This window comes from Haloarcula vallismortis ATCC 29715 (genome assembly GCF_000337775.1).
GTDB classification, from domain to species: Archaea; Halobacteriota; Halobacteria; order Halobacteriales; family Haloarculaceae; genus Haloarcula; species Haloarcula vallismortis.
Genome location: NZ_AOLQ01000021.1, coordinates 44,555 through 62,131, shown reverse-complemented (window position 1 = coordinate 62,131; position 17,577 = coordinate 44,555). Strand labels below are relative to the sequence as shown.

Sequence of the window (17,577 nt, the reverse complement as noted above, 5' to 3'; positions counted from 1 at the left end):
CACCCAGATGTGCTCGCGTGGACCGCACACGCGCTGTCTCCGTCGGTCGGAATGTCGTCCGCACCATCCGGGAGGAAGAGGTCTCCTTTCTCGCCGCCGGCATCGCCTACTACATGTTCGTCTCGCTGCTGCCCCTGTTGTTGCTGACGCTGGTCGTCGGCACACTGGCGGGCGGGGAGGCATTTGCCGAGCGAATCGTGGCGGCTGCTGGGGACGTGCTCTCGCCGACCGCCTCGACACTGCTTGAAGACGCGCTGACCAGCGGGGCCGGCCGCGGCGGCGCGACCGTCCTCGGTGTTGGCGTTACACTCTGGAGCGCGCTCAAGGTGTTCCGCGGGCTGGATACGGCTTTCAGTCGCGTCTACGGGACGGACGGCCCCGACTCGATTATCGGGGAGCTCGTGGACGGACTAGCCGCGCTGGGCGGCATCGGCGTCGCGCTGGTCGGCCTCGGCGTCATCGGCGCGCTCGGAACAGTACTCGGCGTACAGGTCGCACTCGGCGGCCTCGCGCTCGTTCCCGTGCTGGCAGTCGCCTTCCTCCCGCTGTACTACCTGTTCCCCGACGAGGAAATGACCATCCGGGAGGCCGTCCCCGGCGCAGTGGTCGCCGGCCTCGGGTGGACCCTGCTCGGCACTGGGTTCAACGTCTACGCGGCGCAGGCCGACTCGTATCAGGTGTACGGCGTCATCGGCGCGGTGCTCCTGCTCGTGACGTGGTTCTACTTCGCCGGGCAGGTGCTCCTCGTGGGCGCAGCGGTCAACGCGGCGCTCGCGGACCGGCAACTACAACAGGTATCGCGCCGACGGTCCGGCAAAGCGATGAGTGAGGACGCTGACGAGACCGACACGCCGCCGCCAGCCGGTGCTGACACGTCACGGACGCCCGACGACCTGACCGACGAGGAACTACAGGAACTCCGCGAGGAGTTCGAGTCGTTCCGCGAGGAAATCGAGGGGCGGACGTTGCACCGCGACGAAGTGAAATCGGACCTCAAGCAGTACGTCCGCCGCCGGATGCGGCGCGGCCACGCCCGACAGTGGGGCCCCTACATCGTCTTGCTGTACGGCACCATAATGACTCTTGGCGCGTTCTACTACCTGAAGGAGATATGGGCCGTGCTAGCGATGCTGGTCATCTGGCTGTCGGTGCTGGGCCTTTACGCCATCATGATTGCGGTCGGCGTGACCCTGACTGCGACCGGTCTCCCCGGACGACTCGTCGACCGCGTGCGCGACTGGCGACAGTGATACGGGCTGTCGGCGTCACCGAGGTGCTGTCAGCGCTGCCCGGCGCAGTCGTCGTGCTGTTCGCCCTCATCACCCAACTGGGCGATTTCTGGTTCACCTTCCTGGCCTGTGGCCTGCTGTACTGGCTCGGCCCGTGGACGCCGAAACTCGGTCGCGGCCTCACTCGCGACCGGACGGCGATGCTGGTGGCGCTGCTCGCAGTTGGCGTCGCGCTCGTCGTATCACTGAAGGGACTGTTCATGCTGCCGCGGCCGCCCGGAGCAGGCGCGGCCACCCACGCCGAACTACTTCCAGCGGCGCTACGGGGCGTCTACGAGTCGATGGCGACCGGTGAGGGCTTTGGCTTCCCCAGCGGCCACGCCACCCTTTCGCTGCTCGTCTGGGGCGGTATCGCGTGGGCACTCCGGGTCGGCACGCGCCGACAGCGTACCGCTGCCGCCGGGACAATCATTGCCCTCATCGGACTCTCCCGGCTAGTACTGGGCGTCCACTACCTCGCCGATATCCTCGCAGGCTTTGTCATCGCCGGGACGGCCTTCGCACTCGCTCTCGGGGCGCTCAAAACGCCCGAGCGGGTGTTCGGACTCGCAGCCGTCATCGCCGTGCTGGGACTGCTCGTCACCGGTGTCTCCCGCGATTCGGCCGGGGCGTTGGGTGTCGCCGTTGCGGGTGCCGCTGTCTGGTCGCTACTGGGTGAGACGATTCCGGAACCAACCCGGCGCGGTGTCGGTATCACGGCGTTGCTGGGCGTTGTCTCGGTCGGGACGTTTCTCGGCGTGACATTCGGGTTAGACCCGTCACCGGTCGCCGTCACGCTGCTTGCAGGACTTGGGACCGGGGCCTTGCTGACGCTACCGCTAGCCGGTGAGGGCCTCGTGAAAAAATACTGAACCGGCGGCCGTTTAGAACTTCTCGAGGTAGCGGTCGAGTTCCCAGTCGGAGACGTCGACCAGGTACTCCTTGTGTTCCTGACGCTTGGCCTCGATGAAGTTCTCGAAGACGTGCTCGCCGAGAGCGTCGCTGATGACCTCGTCCTTTTCGAGTTCGTCGACGGCTTCGCCGAGGTTCTCCGGCAGCGTGGTGATGCCGTACTCCTCGCGTTTCTCCTCGTCGAAGTCGTAGATGTTCTCGCGGACCGGGTCTTCACACTCGAGATCTCGCTCGATGCCGTCGAGCCCGGCGTGAATGAGCGCCGCGAAGGCGAGGTACGGGTTACACGACGGGTCGGGGAAGCGAGCCTCGATACGGCTGGCGGCCGGCGTGCGGGCGGCCGGCTTGCGGATGAGCGCCGAGCGGTTGCGGTCCGACCAAGCGACGTAGACCGGGGCTTCGTAGCCCGGGACCAGACGCTTGTAGGAGTTCACCGTCGGGTTAGTGACCGCGGTGATGGCCGGCGCGTGTTCGAGGATACCGGCGGTGAAGCTCTTGGCTGTCTCGGAGAGGTTGAACTCATCGTCCTCGTCGTGGAACGCGTTCTCGCCGTCATCGGTGAACAGCGAGATGTGCGTGTGCATCCCGGAGCCGTTGATTTTCGGGATCGGCTTGGGCATGAACGTCGCGTGCAGGTCGTGCTCGGCCGCGATGGCGCGAACGACGGACCGGAAGGTGGCGACGTTGTCGGCCGTGGTCAGGGCGTCGTCGTAGGTGAAGTTGATCTCGTGTTGCCCCTGTGCGACCTCGTGATGGGAGGCTTCGATGTCGAAGCCCATGTCTTCGAGGCCATAGATGATGTCACGGCGTACGTCGGACGCGAGGTCCTTCGGCGCGAGGTCGAAGTAGCCACCGGCGTCGTTGGTCTTGGTGGTCGCGCGACCGTCTTCGTCTTCCTCGAAGAGGAAGAACTCGGGCTCGGGTGCGGCGTTGACCGTATAGCCCATGTCCTCGGCGCGCTCGATTGCACGCTTCAGGACGCCACGCGGGTCGCCGGAGAACGGCTTGCCGGTCGAAGTGTCGATGACATCACAGATGAGACGGGCACTGGAACCGCCTTCGACGTTTTCTCTCCACGGGAGCACGGAGAACGTCGACGGGTCCGGGTCCAGACGCATGTCGGACTCCTGAATCCGGACGAAGCCGTTAATCGAGGAACCGTCGAAGTAGATTCCCTCTGTGAACGCTTTCTCTGCCTGGTCGGCTGTGATCGAGACGTTCTTGATCGTGCCGAGGATGTCGGTAAACTGGAGTCGGAGGAAATCGACGTTCTTCTCTTCGATCTCCTCAAGTACCTCCTCCGCCGCCTCTGAAAGTTCGCTTGTCATCTTTGGACACCCGATAGGAGCGGTGCTACTACTAAAACCCTGCTGATTTGCGCAAAGGTTTCGACGCTTTCGCTTACATTTGGACATTCGTAAAATTCTAATCCCTGGGGGGCGTCCCCCAATGTAATGACGTACGAAAATCTCGACCGTGAGCTAGTGAATGCCCTTCTTGGGGATGGCCGTGCCAGCCTCCGAAGCCTCGGAGAAGACCTCGACGTGTCGGTAACGACCGTCTCAAACCACCTGTCCGATCTCGAGGATGAGGGGATCATCAACGGGTACACCCCCAAGGTCGATTACGACAAGCTCGGCTACGACGTGACGGCCATCATCCAGCTCAAGGTGGAAGGGTCGTCGCTCCCGGCAGTCACCGATGACCTCGAAGAGCACAAGCAGATGATCTCGGTGTACGAGGTCACCGGCGACTACGACGTCATCGCGGTCGGGAAGTTCACCGACACCGACGGCATGAACGCCCAGATCAAGGAACTCCTCACCGACCCGGACATCAGGGAGTCGAACACCTCCGTCGTGCTCAACGCCGCGAGCGAACACGAGCAGTTCGACCTCGACCTGAAGGAGTAGCGACCGCCCTTCTGCAGTCGATCTGAACGATTTCAGAGCGACAGCTATGGGAGTCTGATTCCCGAGTGACATGGTATGCAACCCCACCCGCAAACAGTACCGACGAATACTTGACTGACCAGTCAGTTAGTCACACGTAATGAACGACGGCGACACGGCCGACGATATTATGGACGCGACGTACCGTGCGCTGTGTACGCACGGCTATGCGGATCTGACGATGCAGGACATCGCCGACGAGTCGGACAAGAGTAAGGCCGCCCTCCACTACCACTACGACAGCAAGCACGACCTCCTCTGTGCATTCCTCGAATATCTGTACGACGGGTTCGTCGACCGGATCGAAGACCCCGACGGCGAGACCCCACACGAGCGCCTGCTGTCGCTCATCGATTCCGTGCTGGACAAGCCGGACGACGGGAGCGAGGAATTCGGGACCGCAATTCTCGAAATCCGCGCCCACGCGCCATACGAACCCGGTTTTCGTGAGCGGCTCACGAAGTTCGACGACTACCTTATCGGCGAGCTCGAAGCGATTCTCGAAGACGGCATCGCCGACGGGACGTTCAAATCTGACCTCGACGCCGAGGAGACCGCCCGGTTCATCGTCACCGTCCTGACCGGGGCCGCGACCGAACGCGTCACGACCGGCCGCCCGGTCGAATGCACCCGGAACATGCTCGCCGAGTACGTTGAAACGCATCTCCTAGACGGTCAGGAGGAGGTCACAGCGTGAGCGTCCGGCAGAAACTGGGCCGTCTCGGTGCGCGGCTCGGCGGTCTGTTCAAGGGGCAGGACGAGCTGGACCTGACCAGCGGCGACATCGGCAAGCCGCTACTGTTCCTTTCTTTCCCCATCGTCATCACGAACCTGCTACAGGTGGCGTACAACTTGGCCGATACGTTCTGGCTGGGCCAGTACTCCACGACGGCGCTTGCGGCCATCTCCTTTGCCTTCCCGATGATCTTCCTGCTCATCTCGCTCGGGATGGGGCTGTCGGTTGCGGGGAGCGTACTGGTCGCGCAGCACACCGGGGCCGAAGAGCACCGCGAGGCCGAGTACGCTGCCTCCCAGACTGTGACGTTCGCACTGCTAGCCTCCGTGTTGCTCGGCGCGACTGGCTACTTCTTCGTCGAGGACTTCCTGTCGCTTCTGGGCGCGTCCAGCGAAGTGCTCCCGGGCGCGACGGGCTATCTACAGGTCGTCTCGCTCGGGCTGACGGCGATGTTCGGCTTCTTCGTGTTCATCTCGCTGATGCGCGGAGCCGGCGACACCATCACGCCGATGCTGGTGATGTTCGGGACCGTTGTGCTGAACATCGTCATCGACCCGTTCCTCATCTTCGGCTGGGGCCCGTTCCCCGAGATGGGCGTCGTCGGCGCGGCCGTCGCGACCATCTTCTCGCGTGGCGTCGCGCTGGTCGTCGGTATCGGTATCCTGCTATCGGGCAGGCGCGGGGTGCGGATTCACCTCGGCGATATGGCACCCGACTTAGAGTATCTCCGGAAGCTGCTCAGGCTGGGCATCCCGGCCTCCGTCGAGGGGACCGGGCGGGCGCTGTCGGTCAACGCCATGCTGTTCATCGTCGGGACGTTTTCCGTTACTGTCGTGGCGGCCTTCGGCGTCGGTATCCGTGTGTTCTCGCTGGTGTTCATGCCCGCTATCGCAATGGATCGGGGCGTCGAGACGATGACCGGCCAGAACCTCGGCGCGGAGCGGCCGGACCGCGCGGCGACGGCCAACCACTTCGCCGCAAAGGTGTCGTTCGCCATCCTCACCGTCCTCGGTGCGATCACTATCTTCGCCGCACCGGCCGTCGTCAGCGTGTTCAGCGACGACCCCGAAGTCGTTCGTATCGGCGCAGAGTTCCTCCAGTGGGTCGCCCCGACCTTCGGGTTCATCGGCATCGTCCGGGCCTACTCCGGCGGGTTCCGCGGGGCCGGCAAGACGCTCACGTCGGCGGCGCTGGCAGTCACCATGCTGGGAATCATCCGTCTGCCAGTCGCCTGGGTCGCCTCCCGCCCGGTCGCCGTCCCGGCCTGGCTCGGTCCGCAGATTGGTGACCTCTTCGCGTACTCGTTGGCCGAGCAGGGCATCTGGCTGGCCTTCGCCGTCTCGAACGTCCTTGCGGCCGGCCTCGCAGCGGCCTGGTTCCTTCGGGGAACGTGGCGCGAGGCCGACGCACGGGCCGGCAGCGAACCGGCCGTCGCCGACGACTGACTGCGTGGCTTGGTGAGAGAGCCACAAAAGGTTCTGCCAGCGCGCGTCAGCGCCGTTCGGCCCGCTCGAAGCGCTCGTCAGTCAGGTACACGCCGCCGTCCCGAACAGTGACCTCGATACCGTCGAGAGCGTCACCGGCACACGGACCGTGCGTACAAACGCCGTCCTCGGGTTCGAACTGCGCGCCGTGTTTGTGACACACCAGTTGTTCACCGCGGACAATCGCACCCCGACCCGGGTCAAGCGGGACCTCGGGCTGGTGGGGACAGGAGTTGCGCCAGGCGACGACGGCATCGCCCGCGCGATGCAGAATACAATTGACGCCCCGTCGGCCGTCGCGTGCCTCGAACACGAGCGTGCTGTCGGTCGGCACTGCATCGAGTGCGACGATTCGGCGCGGGTCGTCGCCGTCGTCGGTCTGCTGTCCGTCGTTGCCGTCGGTCGGCGCTTCGTCGTCAGCCGCCTGGTCGTCGCCAGTGCCGGAAAAACTGAACCGGACGGTCGTGTCGCCGGCTTCGACTTCGCCGTCGTCGTCGTGGATGCGAACCGATTCCGACTCGTCGTCGGTGTCGACGGTCACGTCCACGGGGTCACTCATAGCAACTGGTCGTCGGTTGACACACATAGCGATGTCGAAGTCGGCCGCGGCATGCCGGTTGCAAAACGGAGTTATGTCAGCCCTGCGGAACGTCGGTATGGACCCAGAAGATGTTTCCGTCGAAGTGGAGGTCGAGGTCGAGGTAGACACAGCGGAACTGGAAGCCGAAGTCGAGGACATGGCGGAGTTCGAAGCGGAACTGGAAGGGAAAGGCATCGAAATCGAACTGGAGGCTGAGGTCGAGTTCGCCGAGCACGACGACGAAGACGAGGCTGCCGAGGAAGAGATGGACGAAGCGGACGCCGAAGACAGCCACGAAGCAGAAACCGAAGATAGCCACGAGAGCGAGGAGTAACGGGGCCCACAGCGTCCGATTGTACGCATCCGCCGAAATGGCCAGCAGCGGCTCCGGTAACGGCCGTCGCCCCGTCAGAAACGAGGTGAAACCGATTTCACAATCACAGGCGTTCGTCGGTCTCGGCCGGTCGTCGCTCCAGCGCGGTGACCGACAGGGTTCCGTCGATGGTCGCCCGGAGCCGTTCGGACGTTGCCGTCATCGTCACGGCGATCTCCCACGGGTCCCGGCGTCGCACTGTCGTCCGTGACGGGTCGACGACGAAATCGAGTTCCCAGGCGCGGGTCGTCCGGGGGTCGACGCCGTGGTCGTACAGCCAGCCGGTTACCGCGGGGTGATAGAGCGCAACGACCGCGGCGGGCGGGTAGTTGTAGAAGCTACACTGCTGGCAGTCGATATCGAGCATCACCGGGTGGTCGGTCGCATAATGGGAGTCCAGTTCCGGCCCGGTTTCCGTCGTTAGCCCCGCACTGATGACGCCCGCACAGACCGGACAGACGCCGGCGACGGCGAACCGCCAGAATAGCCGGGTCCGCCGGTCGAACGCCGCGGCGACCGCTTCGTCGGTGCGACCGCTGACGCCGCCGGGGTCGAACGGGAACGCCATGACGGTGTCGTCACAGGTCAGACAGCCGACATGGCCGATGTACTCGTCCAGCGTGAACGTCAGCGCGGTCCCACAGTGGCGACAATCAGCATCGAGCGACACCGGATCTACGCCGCCGGTCTGATGGAGGACGCCGCTGTGGATCGCATCGAGGACGCGGTGGCCCGGATACAGCAGTTCGTACGCCTCGCCGTCCGTCCCGACGAACCGGCCGACCAGCTGCGAAAGGTGATAGTTGAACTTTCCGCTGTCGCGTTCGCCGACCTGTCGCTTGAGTTCTGCATACGGGAGGGCGTGCCGCTCTGCGGCCCAGAGCGCGTCCAGAATCTCGACGCGGAGGTCGTGGCTGAACAGCGCAAACGCGTCGGCGGGCGTCCGCTGCGTGTCCGCGTCACCGTCGGTGTCGTCGGGCATAGCCGCTGGTTCGACAGGTCGACACAAAACGTCTGGCCGTCCACTTATTAAACCACCTGTCAGAAGTTATACTGAAATAGAGTTCTCAGAATACTTACTAATCAACGGCGGCTACAAACAGGTACACGATGCACGACACGCCACACGTTATCGGTATCAGCGGAAGTTTGCGTGACGACAGCGGCACGAGAATCGCCGTCCAGCACGCCCTCGACGCGGCAGCGGAGGCTGGCGCAACCATCGAGCACATCGACCTGCGGGAATGGGACCTCCCGCTGTTCGACCCCGACACGGGCGCGGCTGCATCCGGTGACGGCCCGGAACTGGCCGCCCGAGTCCGCGAGGCCGACGCGATGGTCCTCGGAACCCCTATGTACCACGGCACAATCGCCTCGCCGCTGAAGACAGCGCTTGACTACTGTAGTATCGACGATGTCGAGAGGACGACCGTTGGCATTCTCGCAGTGGCCGGCGGCGGGTTCCCCACACCGGCGCTCCAGCACCTCCGGGCGTCCGTCCTTGAGCTGAAAGGCTGGCCGCTCCCCGGCGACGTCGCCATTCCTGACTCGTGGGCCGCCTTCGAGGACGGCAGCATCGCCGACGGAGACATCGCCGAACGCATCGAGAAGTTGGGAACGGATGTCGTCGCGTACGCGGGCATAGCGGACCGTCCGGAAAAACCGGAGCGGCCGGAGGTGGCGACCGGGGACTGATACTGTCGGCTGTAATCACGTGACGATTATTGCCACCTTGGGGTGGGGAATATTGTCACGACGTTACAGCCAACGGTATGACGTTACTCGAACCAGTCGACAAAACTCCCCTCCAGCAGATTCCCCTCCTGGTGACGGATGTAGGTGGCCTGCATCCCCCAGATCGCTTCAGCGAGCGGGACGTTCTCCTCGACGCGACGGCGGACGTAGTCGTGTTTCCACCGTGCGGGCGTCAGCCGGCGGTCGACGCGCTCTCGCAGCGGTCGGATGTAGCTGTGGGCCTCTTCCGCCGAGAGGCCGCGCTGTTCGAGGCCCTCCCGGGCGTGCTCGAACAGTTCGCCGTATATCTCTTCGGTGCTCGTCGTCGTCGCCCCGTCGGCGGTGATCCACTCGATTTTCGCCCGGAGGCCGTTCCGAGCGGCGGTGTAGAAGTTCCGCTTTGCCGTCTCCCAGTCCAGCGACCGGATGGGGTGTTCGAGCTGTGGCAGGCTCTCCATCAGGCCGGCGAAGACGGCTGCAAAGCCGACCGCGTCGTCGACGGTCGGCTGTGCGGCCAGCGGGCGGAACTCGATACGAGCGTTGGCCGCCGACCGCGTCGGCCCCTCGAACACCGGCCTGACCCACCGCCAGTACGTGCCGTGCTTGTGTCGGAAGTGAACGAAGTCGTCGTCGAAGCGAGTCCCCGACTGCAGGTCGACCGGAACGATGGTGTCGTCCTCGACGATATCGTCGATTGCGTCCTCGACTGAGTCGAAATCCGGCGGAAAACACACTTTCGGTGGCGTCGGGTCCCCGTCGGGGGGGTTGAGCACTGACTCAAAGACGCCGATACGGTTCTCCATCTTTGCCCCGGCAACGATCTCCGGATCGGGCGCGTCGTCGTAGAGATCCGGCGGGAAAAACGGCGAGTTGACGCCAAGCGCCAGCAACGGCGCAGCAATTCGGAGCGCATAGCTGAAATACTCCGGCAGGTCCGGGGCGTGGGGAATCTGGTAGTGCGGTTGAATCGAGGTGATGAGCGACTCTGGCATCACCGTCTCGGCCTGCAGCGAAACGTGTGGCGCGTCGATTTTGAACGCTGAGGGGTAGTCGGTGTTGGCCATCGTGTGATAGCGAACGGAGTCCGACATGTTCGTCCCGATGCGGACGCCGCTCTGTTCGACGCAGTCACAGAGATACGCCTCGGCTGTCTCGCCGGCAGGCGGGACGGTCCACATGCCATCAGAGACGAGCCGGATACCCTCGTTGCGTACCCGTTGCTGGGCCGGCATCAGCGACGCCTTCAGTTCGTTTCGCTGGGCCGCCAGCCCATGGGTGTTCAGCGGCTGCGGGCTCGTCTGCATCTCCGCGTTATGCAGGCCGAGTTCCTTCTCGAACCCGATGAGTTCGAGCAACTGGCGGGGGACCCGCTGGAGCGCGTCGGTCTGCTCGTCAACGGCGTACAGCTCCAGTTCCATGCCGACAATCGCTTCCGTGTTGTCGAACGTCCCGTCACGAACGGCGGATTTGAGGGCCTGTGCCTCCTCGCGAGCGCGCTCATTGAACGCCTCGCTGTCCGTCGCGAGCACCGCTGCCACCCGGTCCGCCAGTTCCGAAGCCGACATATCTCCGGATTTGCAGCCATGGGTGTTAAGCATGCCCCAGACGGGACGCGAGGAGTGAGACAGCGGTTTCTACGCCGTCACAGCAACTCGCCGCCGTCGCTCCCGACTTCGCCGAGAGCAATCCACACACGCTCACAGCAGGTCGCCGACATCGCTCATCGTCTCTCCTAACGGGTCTCGTTCCTCAGTCGTAAGTGCACCCTCCACCGCATCGCGGGCCGCGGGCAACGGCTCGTGCGTCTCGATGTACGCAGCCAGGGCAAACTCCTGTTCAGTCACGCCAGCGAGTGTAATCGCGTCACTGCGGGAGAGGTCCCCGGCAAGCCAATCGGCGATTATCTCACGGCCCTGCGGGCCGACGGGTGACACTTGCTCGCCGACGAGATGGAGCGTCTTGGCGGCCATCACAGGCGCAACGCCAGCGGCGCGGCCCGCGTCGCCGACGCTCCTGCCGGCTGCGTAGGCCTCGACGACGGTCGCCGCCGTCGCCGCCGAACACGGGAGGTCGTCGGCCACAGGGGCCAGTCGCTCCGGGAGCGGCGCGTCCGTCTCGTCGACAGCAGCGACGCCGTGGTCACGCTGGTGGGTCGTGACCTCGACACCGGCAGCGATATCCGACAACGTCATTAAAAATTTTCTTTCTTCTATCGGAATTTAATACTGTCGGTATCCCGATATGCGCCGGCGCCGGCCCCGGCATCTACCTACCGGTTACCGGTTGGCAGTTTCACCGAAAACCGCCCGGAATCCCGCCTTTGCATCGGTTTTTTAACCCTCCACCCAGCCGTAGGTCGAAACATGAGCACGACGGTAACGCAATGTCCGGAGTGTAACGGGTCAGTCAAACAGCAAGGCGTCGAATCGGTCTGTAGCGGCTGTGGGTTGGTCGTCGGCGAGGATGCCATCGACCCCGGCCCAGAGTGGCGGTCGTTCAGTGATGATGACACTGACCGAGCACGGACAGGCGCGCCGTTGACGCGGTCGCGCCATGATCGCGGTCTTTCGACGAAGATTGGCCGGTCGACACGGCTGAAAGGGCGCAAGCGCCGACAGTTCGCCCGCCTCCGTCGCGAGCACAACCGCGCCCAGATCAGCTCGAAACGCGAGCGAAACAAGGTGTACGCTTTCACAGAGATCCGGCGTATCATCAGTTCGATGGCGCTCTCGGACGCCATCCGGGACCGGGCGTGTGTGCTGTTCGAATCCGCACAGAACGAGGACCTGCTCAAAGGGCGAACGCTGGAAGGCTTCGCGGCCGCGGCCATCTACGCCACCTGCCGGACGGAAGGCGTTGCTCGGACCGTCGACGAACTCTGTACTGTCGCCAAAGCGACCCAGGCGGAGCTTCGCGCGGCCTACGACGCCCTGAACAGGGAACTCGGGCTTCCGACTGGCCCGATTGACCCCCGCGAGTACGTCCCTCGGTTTGCAACGGCGCTGGAGTTGCCGACGGCAGTCCGGCAGCGTGCGGAACGGCTCGTCGACGTGGCACAGGACCGTGGGCTGGTCAGCGGGCGCAACCCGGCCGGCGTCGCGGCGGCGTGTCTCTACACCGCGGCCCAGGAGCAGGGCGTAGCACTCACGCAGGCAGAAGCGGCAGAGACAGCAGACGTAACGCCGGTCACGTTACGAGGGACCTACACCGAGCTACAGGAGTAAACGGCGTCAACAAGCGCTTCAAGCGAGTTGCAGGCTGATGCTTCCGGCGCTGTTTCTCGAAGCGGCTGTCCATGCGCCTGCGCCGTCGCCAGCGGCTCGCTCTCCGGCACTGCGACGGCTGGCGCACCGAACCGATCCGCAACGGCCTCAGTCGCAGGGTCTGGGCCTGCACGGTTGAGGACGACCCGACAGAGTCCGGCGTCGAGTTCACGGGCCAGCGCCCGAACCCGGAGCGCGTCGGCGAGGGCCGCATCTTCCGGTGTCGTGACGAGTACCGCGGCGTCGGCGGCTGCAAGGGGCAGTCCCACGTCGGCGTGTAAGCCGGCCGGTGAATCGACGATGACCCAGCGATAGGTCCGCTCCAGCGCGGCGAATACGTCTGTGAGGGCCTGCAAATCGGCACTTCGAGCGCCGGCCAGCGTCCGTCCGCAGGGAACGAGGGTCACGGGGCCGTCTGCGCGGACAGCCTCGTGTGGGTCGGCGCGGTCGGCGAGCACATCGTGCAGGTCGGGACCGTGACTGGACGGGAGGTCCGCCATCCCGAGGTCGCCGTCGACGACGACGCTCCCCGCGTTTGCGTTCGAGAGCGAGCCCCTGTTATCAGCCCGTTCGAGTCCATCGAGTTCTGCCGCGAGATTGTACGCAATCGTCGACTTGCCGACGCCGCCCTTGCCGCCGGTGACTGCCAGAATCATGCGAGGCGAGAGAGCGTTTCGGTCGGCACCGTGGCGGCTGCTCGTCTGTCGGCGAGCCGCTCGGCCCGCCGGGCCAGCGCCCGGAGCATTTGTTCGTCGGTATCGCCGCGTTCCGAAACCGCCCGGACGCCGGAAATGCCGTCCGCTGCGCGAACCGCAGCCGTCGCCGCCGACAGCGAGTCCGCCTCAGCCAGCCGCTCTGCGCGGTCGACGCGTCGAGCGACGGTTTCGAGCCACTGCGAGACAGCGTCGGGGAGCCGCTGGTCCGACTGCTGGCCGGGCGCAGTCCTCGACTCTGCTGGCGATTTGACGGTCGCTCGCTGCGGGTCCATCTCCTGTTCGACCGTGGATTCATTCGACCGCCGACTCGTGGCTTCGGCCGCCTGCGACGGCTCGCCTGCAGGCACAGCATCAGCAGGCGGTGACGGGTCGCCCAGTTCCCTGAGGACGGCATCTGCGGAGTCGAATCGCTCGTCCGCCGGGGGCGTATCGGGCGTCGGCTCGGCACGCACCAGCTCCGCCGGCTGGTCAGATCGTGGGGCCGGCGTCGCGTACCCGAGCGCGTGCGTTCCCGGGCCGACGACGCCCTCGAAGCCGTTCCCGGTCCAGCCGGCCTCTGGAACGCCCTGCTTTCTCGGCGGCCAGAGAGGGCCATCGAGACAGTTCCGAACAGTGATTCGAGTCGGTTCGGTAACGTCGCCGACGGTCGCCGTGACGAGCGTCACGCCGTCGACTCGCTCGGCGCGACAGTCGAAGGTAACCATAGGGACGGTGGCCCGGCCTTCTGATTTAAACCTCAGCAGCGGATGACAGGGGCATCGAGACAGTCCGATGCAGCCGTCGGCGACCTGAACCGATCCGCCCCGAGGACGACCGGTGCGGGCGTCTTCGCGAACCGGAGCACGCCCAGCGCGGCCGTTACTGGATCGGCGTCGAGCGGGCTGTCCGGGTCCGGCCCCGGAACAGCTTCGATGGCCCGAGCGAACGGCTCGGCGCATCGGTCGACGAGGGTCGCCCGAGCGCTCCGCCGGAGGTTGGCCAGTTCGTCGGCAAGCCGACGTTGTTCCTCCAGCGAATCCCGGTAGGCGCGTGCCCGCTCCCGGCGGAGTTCACGGGTCTCTCTGGCGGCAGCCCGACGCGTCTCCCGTTCGCTCAGTTCCGTCGCCGCATCCCGGAGGTCAGCCTGTGCCGCCCCGTCGTCCGCCCCGACCGCCTGCCGAGCGGTGAGACGACCGCGATGGGTCGCGACCGCTTCCTGCAGGCCGTCGATGGTCGACTCCGGGACCGGGTCGACAGGGGCCGGTAGCTCCGGCGGCGAACATTCGAGCTCGGCCAGCTGGGCGCGGCACTCAGCGATAGCGTCGTCCTGCGGCGTTTCGTATCCCCGTGACCGGGCGGCGGCCGCGAGTGCAGTCCGCGTTCGCAGTCCCATCGACGAGTGGATGTGCCCGGCGTAAGCGTACACAGACGGGGGTTCCGGGCAGGAGACGACTGGCAAGCACCGCTGTCCACTGATACTTGCGGCGATGGTCCGACCGTCGACGTTTCGGGTTCGGAGGTCGACGACAGCACCCGTATAAGTGGTTCCAGCGATGCGGAGCTTCACAGGTCGACGCCTCGGAGTTGGTCCGGATCCGGGAGGTCACGTCCCGACGCGAACCGCTCGTAGGGCGTCGCCGGTTCCTCGCGCGACTCGTACCGTTTGGCCGCTTCACGGACGTGCGTCGGGGCATCTGTCGGTTCGAATGGCTCGACACGCTCAATCTGAACGTCAAGCCCGTGTTTCTCGTGGAGCCGGAGCGCCTGAAACGCCCCGAACTCGGTTCCGGAAAACAGCGCTGCTCTCCCGAACTGCCGAACGACACAATCTTCGTGGGCACGACAGACGTTCCGCAGGTCTCTGCGTGCCGGCCGGGAGTACGTGACGACGAGTAGCACTGGGTAGACATTGCTATTATTGCTATAAAATTTTACTGAATTGAATGTGCTTTAGAGTGAATATATATTGGAACCGGTGAGAAAGATAGGGGGTCGTATTCGAGAGTCAACACTGCGCACAGGATGTGGGGGACACCGACAGAAACTGCAGTACTAGAGAACGCCTTACTCGACGGCTGTAACGGTAAATTCCCCGACGTCCGAAACGAGGTCCCGAACCCGTTCGCGGGCTGCTGTCTCGGACGGCGCAAGGACGACGAGCCCGTCAACGGCGGCTCCGCCGGTTGCCCGGTAGGCCTGCAGGTCACCCTCGAACTCAGTCGCGTAGGTCCGGAGGGTCCCGCGAACGTCCCGTTCGAGATCGCCGAGCGACTTCGACCCGGCCTCGAAGTCGGCCAGCGCCTCCTCGATGTTACGGAGTGCGGAAATACGGTCCATATCAGGTCGTTCGGAGGTGGTCGGTGCGGGGCTCGTACACCTCGCCTTTCTGTTTCAGCTTGTCGATCTCGTGTTCGGCCTTCGACTCGTCGATACCGACCTCCTCTGCACGCTCGATGACCACGTCGGCGGGTGCGCCCTCGTCGTACTCGTCCTCGATGTCCGAGATGATGCCCTTGATGTTCTGGATGCGGTCGCGCTGAGTCTTCGACTGGCCGGTCTCGACCACGTCGGCGTCGAACTCGCCAGTCTCGGGGTCGACACCGATCTCCTTCAGGCAGTAATGGGCAATGTCGACCGCCCGGTCAGCGTCAGCCTCGTCGACAGTGTCCGACAGCCGAATCCGGGCAGACGCCTCGGCAAGCCGGACCAGCGCCTCCAGTTTCCGGGCGGTGACCGGTACCGGCGCGTCCTCGTCCTGCCCCTTGAGCCGCAGGTCGACGTAGAAGTCCTCAATGCGCGATTTCGCCTCCTCGGTCATCGTCGGGAAGCAGTTACGCTTTGCGTAGGCGACGTACTTCCGGAGGAGGTCCGGCTCGATGGTCGGCGCGACCTCCTCAGTGACGGTCCCGACTTCCTCCTCGCTGAAGTTCGAGGTCGGGTTCTCCGTCCGATGCGTGTGGAGTTCACCGGCGTAGTTGGTCTGGATAATGTGCTCGGCGAGGTTGCGGTCTTTCTCCTCGTCGGGCTTGTCCGTCACGGTGAAGATGAGGTCGAACCGGGAGATGAGCGCCGGTTCGAGGTCGATCTGCTCGCCGATGGGTTCGTACTGGTCGAAGCGGCCGTACTTGGGGTTGGCCGCGCCCAGCAGCGAACAGCGGGATTTGAGCGTCGCGTTGATTCCGGCCTTCGAGACGCTGATGCGCTGCTGCTCCAGCGCCTCGTGCATCGCCGACCGGTCTTCTGGGGACATCTTATCGAGTTCGTCGATAGCGGCGATGCCCTGATCTGCGAGCACGAGCGCGCCCGCTTCCAGCGTCCACTGCTGGCCGTCGCCGAAGTCGTCGCGGACGGCGGCCGCGGTAAGCCCCGCGCTTGATGAGCCTTTACCAGAGGTGTAGACAGAGCGGGGTGCGATATTCTCGATATATGATAGCATCTGAGATTTCCCGGTTCCTGGGTCCCCTATCAGCAACATATGGAGGTCACCACGTATCCGAGAGCCATCAGGTAGCTCCTTGGTCACGCCCGAGAAGAGCTGGAGCATCATCGCGAGCTTCTCCTTCTCGTAGCCGTAGATGGAGGGGGCGATGGCCCCGACCATCTTGTCGTAGATGTCGGGTTCGCTGGAGAGTTCGACGATTTCCTTTTTATCGGCATCGGTGATCTCCATGTCTTCAAACTGCTCGTCCTCGATTTCGACGCTGACGCCCTCCATGTAGATATCGAACATCGGGGACTTCTCGTTGTCGTTGCCCCGCTGGTCGAGTTTGAGGATGCCGGTCACGCGGACGTGGTCACCGGCGGTGACGTGGCCCGTGATGTCGTCCTCGATGTTGATATCGATTGACTGGGGCGTCTCCCCGCCGCGCAGTCCCTCGGGAGATTCCTGCACGCGGAGCTTCTGGGCGTCGATGAACTGGGACTGGTCGGTGTTGAGCCGGAACGGCCCCTGCCGTTCACAGCCCTGACAGTCGTGTGGTTCCTGAAAGTCGCCGGCGGTCTGAGGGATGCGCGTGAGCGTCCCACAGCGCTGGCACTCGAAGGCCGCCTCGATAACCTTCGGGCGCACGTCGGTCGCCTTCCGGATGATACCTCTGACGGCAACGAGGTTGCCGTGGTGCTCGTGGCGCAGGTCACGAATGTCTTCCGAATCGGGAAGGTTCCGGACGCGGACGTGGGCCTGGCCGAGCGAGACGTCGACCGGGAGGTCGTACAGTCGAAGGGCCTCCTCGGCGTACTCCTGAATCTGTTCGGGCTTCGTCCGATAGTCGTCGGCCAGGTCCGGGTCGAAGCGATAGAGGTCGTCCCAGTCGATGTACAGCGACTTCTGGTCGTTCGGGTATTTCTGGGCGAGCTCACCGATCTCGTTGCGGTAGTAGTTGCGGTAGAACTCCTCGAAGCGGTCGATGAGTTCGGTGTTCTCGGCGGTCGCCATTTGAGTGGACAGTGGTTATGCCCACTGGCCTAAGAAGGTTCGCAAACCGGGGTGGAACTGAAATGAGGCGGCATTGGTGTGGTATTAGTATCAGTGTCGAGAATTGGAACCCGTAGTTTTTGCTGATATACCTGATTCACTCAGA

General features: G+C 64.4%; 19 protein-coding genes. 8 read left to right on the top strand and 11 right to left on the bottom strand.

What is annotated here, in order from left to right:
- The first annotated feature begins 17 nt into the window (after positions 1 to 17).
- Both C437_RS05790 and C437_RS05785 read left to right on the top strand, forming a co-directional pair.
- Positions 18 to 1,250, top strand: a complete 1,233-nt coding sequence (locus C437_RS05790; RefSeq protein ID WP_004515966.1) for a YihY/virulence factor BrkB family protein — start codon at positions 18 to 20, stop codon at positions 1,248 to 1,250.
- A complete protein-coding gene (locus C437_RS05785; protein ID WP_004515965.1) occupies positions 1,247 to 2,140 on the top strand; it encodes a phosphatase PAP2 family protein in 894 nt (297 codons plus the stop codon). The genes C437_RS05790 and C437_RS05785 overlap by 4 nt, the downstream gene beginning before the upstream one ends.
- Positions 2,141 to 2,152: 12 nt before the next feature.
- Here the strand turns inward: C437_RS05785 and glnA are convergent, their stop codons facing one another.
- Positions 2,153 to 3,508, bottom strand: coding sequence for a type I glutamate--ammonia ligase (gene glnA / locus C437_RS05780; RefSeq protein ID WP_004515964.1), 1,356 nt, complete (start codon positions 3,506 to 3,508; stop codon positions 2,153 to 2,155).
- Positions 3,509 to 3,634: 126 nt separating this feature from the next.
- On the opposite strand from glnA, the gene lrp reads away from it, so the two are divergent.
- The 3 genes from lrp (at position 3,635) to C437_RS05765 (ending at position 6,313) form a co-directional block, all read left to right on the top strand.
- Positions 3,635 to 4,093, top strand: a complete 459-nt coding sequence (gene lrp, locus C437_RS05775; protein ID WP_004515963.1) for an HTH-type transcriptional regulator Lrp — start codon at positions 3,635 to 3,637, stop codon at positions 4,091 to 4,093.
- A gap of 139 nt (positions 4,094 to 4,232) precedes the next feature.
- Positions 4,233 to 4,829, top strand: coding sequence for a TetR/AcrR family transcriptional regulator (locus C437_RS05770; protein WP_004515962.1), 597 nt, complete (start codon positions 4,233 to 4,235; stop codon positions 4,827 to 4,829).
- Positions 4,826 to 6,313, top strand: a complete 1,488-nt coding sequence (locus tag C437_RS05765) for an MATE family efflux transporter (RefSeq protein ID WP_004515961.1) — start codon at positions 4,826 to 4,828, stop codon at positions 6,311 to 6,313. Before C437_RS05770 ends, C437_RS05765 begins: the two co-directional genes overlap by 4 nt.
- Positions 6,314 to 6,359: 46 nt before the next feature.
- On the opposite strand, the gene C437_RS05760 is transcribed toward C437_RS05765, so the two are convergent.
- Positions 6,360 to 6,911, bottom strand: coding sequence for a Rieske (2Fe-2S) protein (locus C437_RS05760; RefSeq protein ID WP_004515960.1), 552 nt, complete (start codon positions 6,909 to 6,911; stop codon positions 6,360 to 6,362).
- Positions 6,912 to 7,008: 97 nt separating this feature from the next.
- Here C437_RS05760 and C437_RS05755 point away from each other — a divergent pair, with 97 nt between their 5' ends.
- Positions 7,009 to 7,266: a hypothetical protein gene (locus C437_RS05755; protein WP_049919639.1), complete on the top strand. Its 258-nt coding sequence runs from the start codon at positions 7,009 to 7,011 to the stop codon at positions 7,264 to 7,266.
- Between the two features lie 103 nt (positions 7,267 to 7,369).
- Here C437_RS05755 and C437_RS05750 read toward each other — a convergent pair whose 3' ends face one another.
- On the bottom strand, positions 7,370 to 8,287 hold the full coding sequence (locus C437_RS05750; RefSeq protein WP_004515958.1) for a DUF7351 domain-containing protein: 918 nt from the start codon (positions 8,285 to 8,287) through the stop codon (positions 7,370 to 7,372).
- A gap of 128 nt (positions 8,288 to 8,415) precedes the next feature.
- On the opposite strand from C437_RS05750, the gene C437_RS05745 reads away from it, so the two are divergent.
- On the top strand, positions 8,416 to 9,000 hold the full coding sequence (locus tag C437_RS05745; RefSeq protein WP_004515957.1) for an NADPH-dependent FMN reductase: 585 nt from the start codon (positions 8,416 to 8,418) through the stop codon (positions 8,998 to 9,000).
- An 83-nt stretch (positions 9,001 to 9,083) separates the two neighbouring features.
- Here C437_RS05745 and C437_RS05740 read toward each other — a convergent pair whose 3' ends face one another.
- Together C437_RS05740 and C437_RS05735 are read right to left on the bottom strand one after the other, a co-directional pair.
- Positions 9,084 to 10,604 carry a glutamate--cysteine ligase family protein gene (locus tag C437_RS05740; RefSeq protein ID WP_004515956.1) on the bottom strand — a complete coding sequence of 507 codons (1,521 nt, stop codon included), beginning with the start codon at positions 10,602 to 10,604 and terminating at the stop codon, positions 9,084 to 9,086.
- Between the two features lie 132 nt (positions 10,605 to 10,736).
- Positions 10,737 to 11,231: a DUF7858 family protein gene (locus C437_RS05735; RefSeq protein WP_004515955.1), complete on the bottom strand. Its 495-nt coding sequence runs from the start codon at positions 11,229 to 11,231 to the stop codon at positions 10,737 to 10,739.
- Between the two features lie 171 nt (positions 11,232 to 11,402).
- Here C437_RS05735 and C437_RS05730 point away from each other — a divergent pair, with 171 nt between their 5' ends.
- Positions 11,403 to 12,263: a transcription initiation factor IIB gene (locus C437_RS05730; protein ID WP_004515954.1), complete on the top strand. Its 861-nt coding sequence runs from the start codon at positions 11,403 to 11,405 to the stop codon at positions 12,261 to 12,263.
- Here the strand turns inward: C437_RS05730 and C437_RS05725 are convergent.
- The 6 genes from C437_RS05725 to C437_RS05700 all read right to left on the bottom strand — a co-directional run bounded on the left by C437_RS05725 (position 12,242) and on the right by C437_RS05700 (position 17,432).
- A complete protein-coding gene (locus C437_RS05725; protein WP_004515953.1) occupies positions 12,242 to 12,958 on the bottom strand; it encodes a MinD/ParA family ATP-binding protein in 717 nt (238 codons plus the stop codon). The two genes, C437_RS05730 and C437_RS05725, sit on opposite strands and share 22 nt — an antisense overlap.
- Entirely contained in the window at positions 12,955 to 13,722 is a 768-nt protein-coding gene (locus tag C437_RS05720) for a DUF7857 domain-containing protein (RefSeq protein WP_004515952.1), read from the bottom strand. The genes C437_RS05725 and C437_RS05720 overlap by 4 nt, the downstream gene beginning before the upstream one ends.
- Positions 13,723 to 13,754: 32 nt before the next feature.
- Positions 13,755 to 14,564, bottom strand: coding sequence for a DUF7856 family protein (locus tag C437_RS05715; RefSeq protein WP_004515951.1), 810 nt, complete (start codon positions 14,562 to 14,564; stop codon positions 13,755 to 13,757).
- Positions 14,561 to 14,896: a DUF7855 family protein gene (locus C437_RS05710; RefSeq protein WP_004515950.1), complete on the bottom strand. Its 336-nt coding sequence runs from the start codon at positions 14,894 to 14,896 to the stop codon at positions 14,561 to 14,563. Before C437_RS05710 ends, C437_RS05715 begins: the two co-directional genes overlap by 4 nt.
- A gap of 165 nt (positions 14,897 to 15,061) precedes the next feature.
- Positions 15,062 to 15,334: a DUF7854 family protein gene (locus tag C437_RS05705; RefSeq protein WP_004515949.1), complete on the bottom strand. Its 273-nt coding sequence runs from the start codon at positions 15,332 to 15,334 to the stop codon at positions 15,062 to 15,064.
- Between the two features lies 1 nt (position 15,335).
- Entirely contained in the window at positions 15,336 to 17,432 is a 2,097-nt protein-coding gene (locus C437_RS05700; protein ID WP_004515948.1) for a minichromosome maintenance protein MCM, read from the bottom strand.
- Positions 17,433 to 17,577 lie beyond the last annotated feature (145 nt).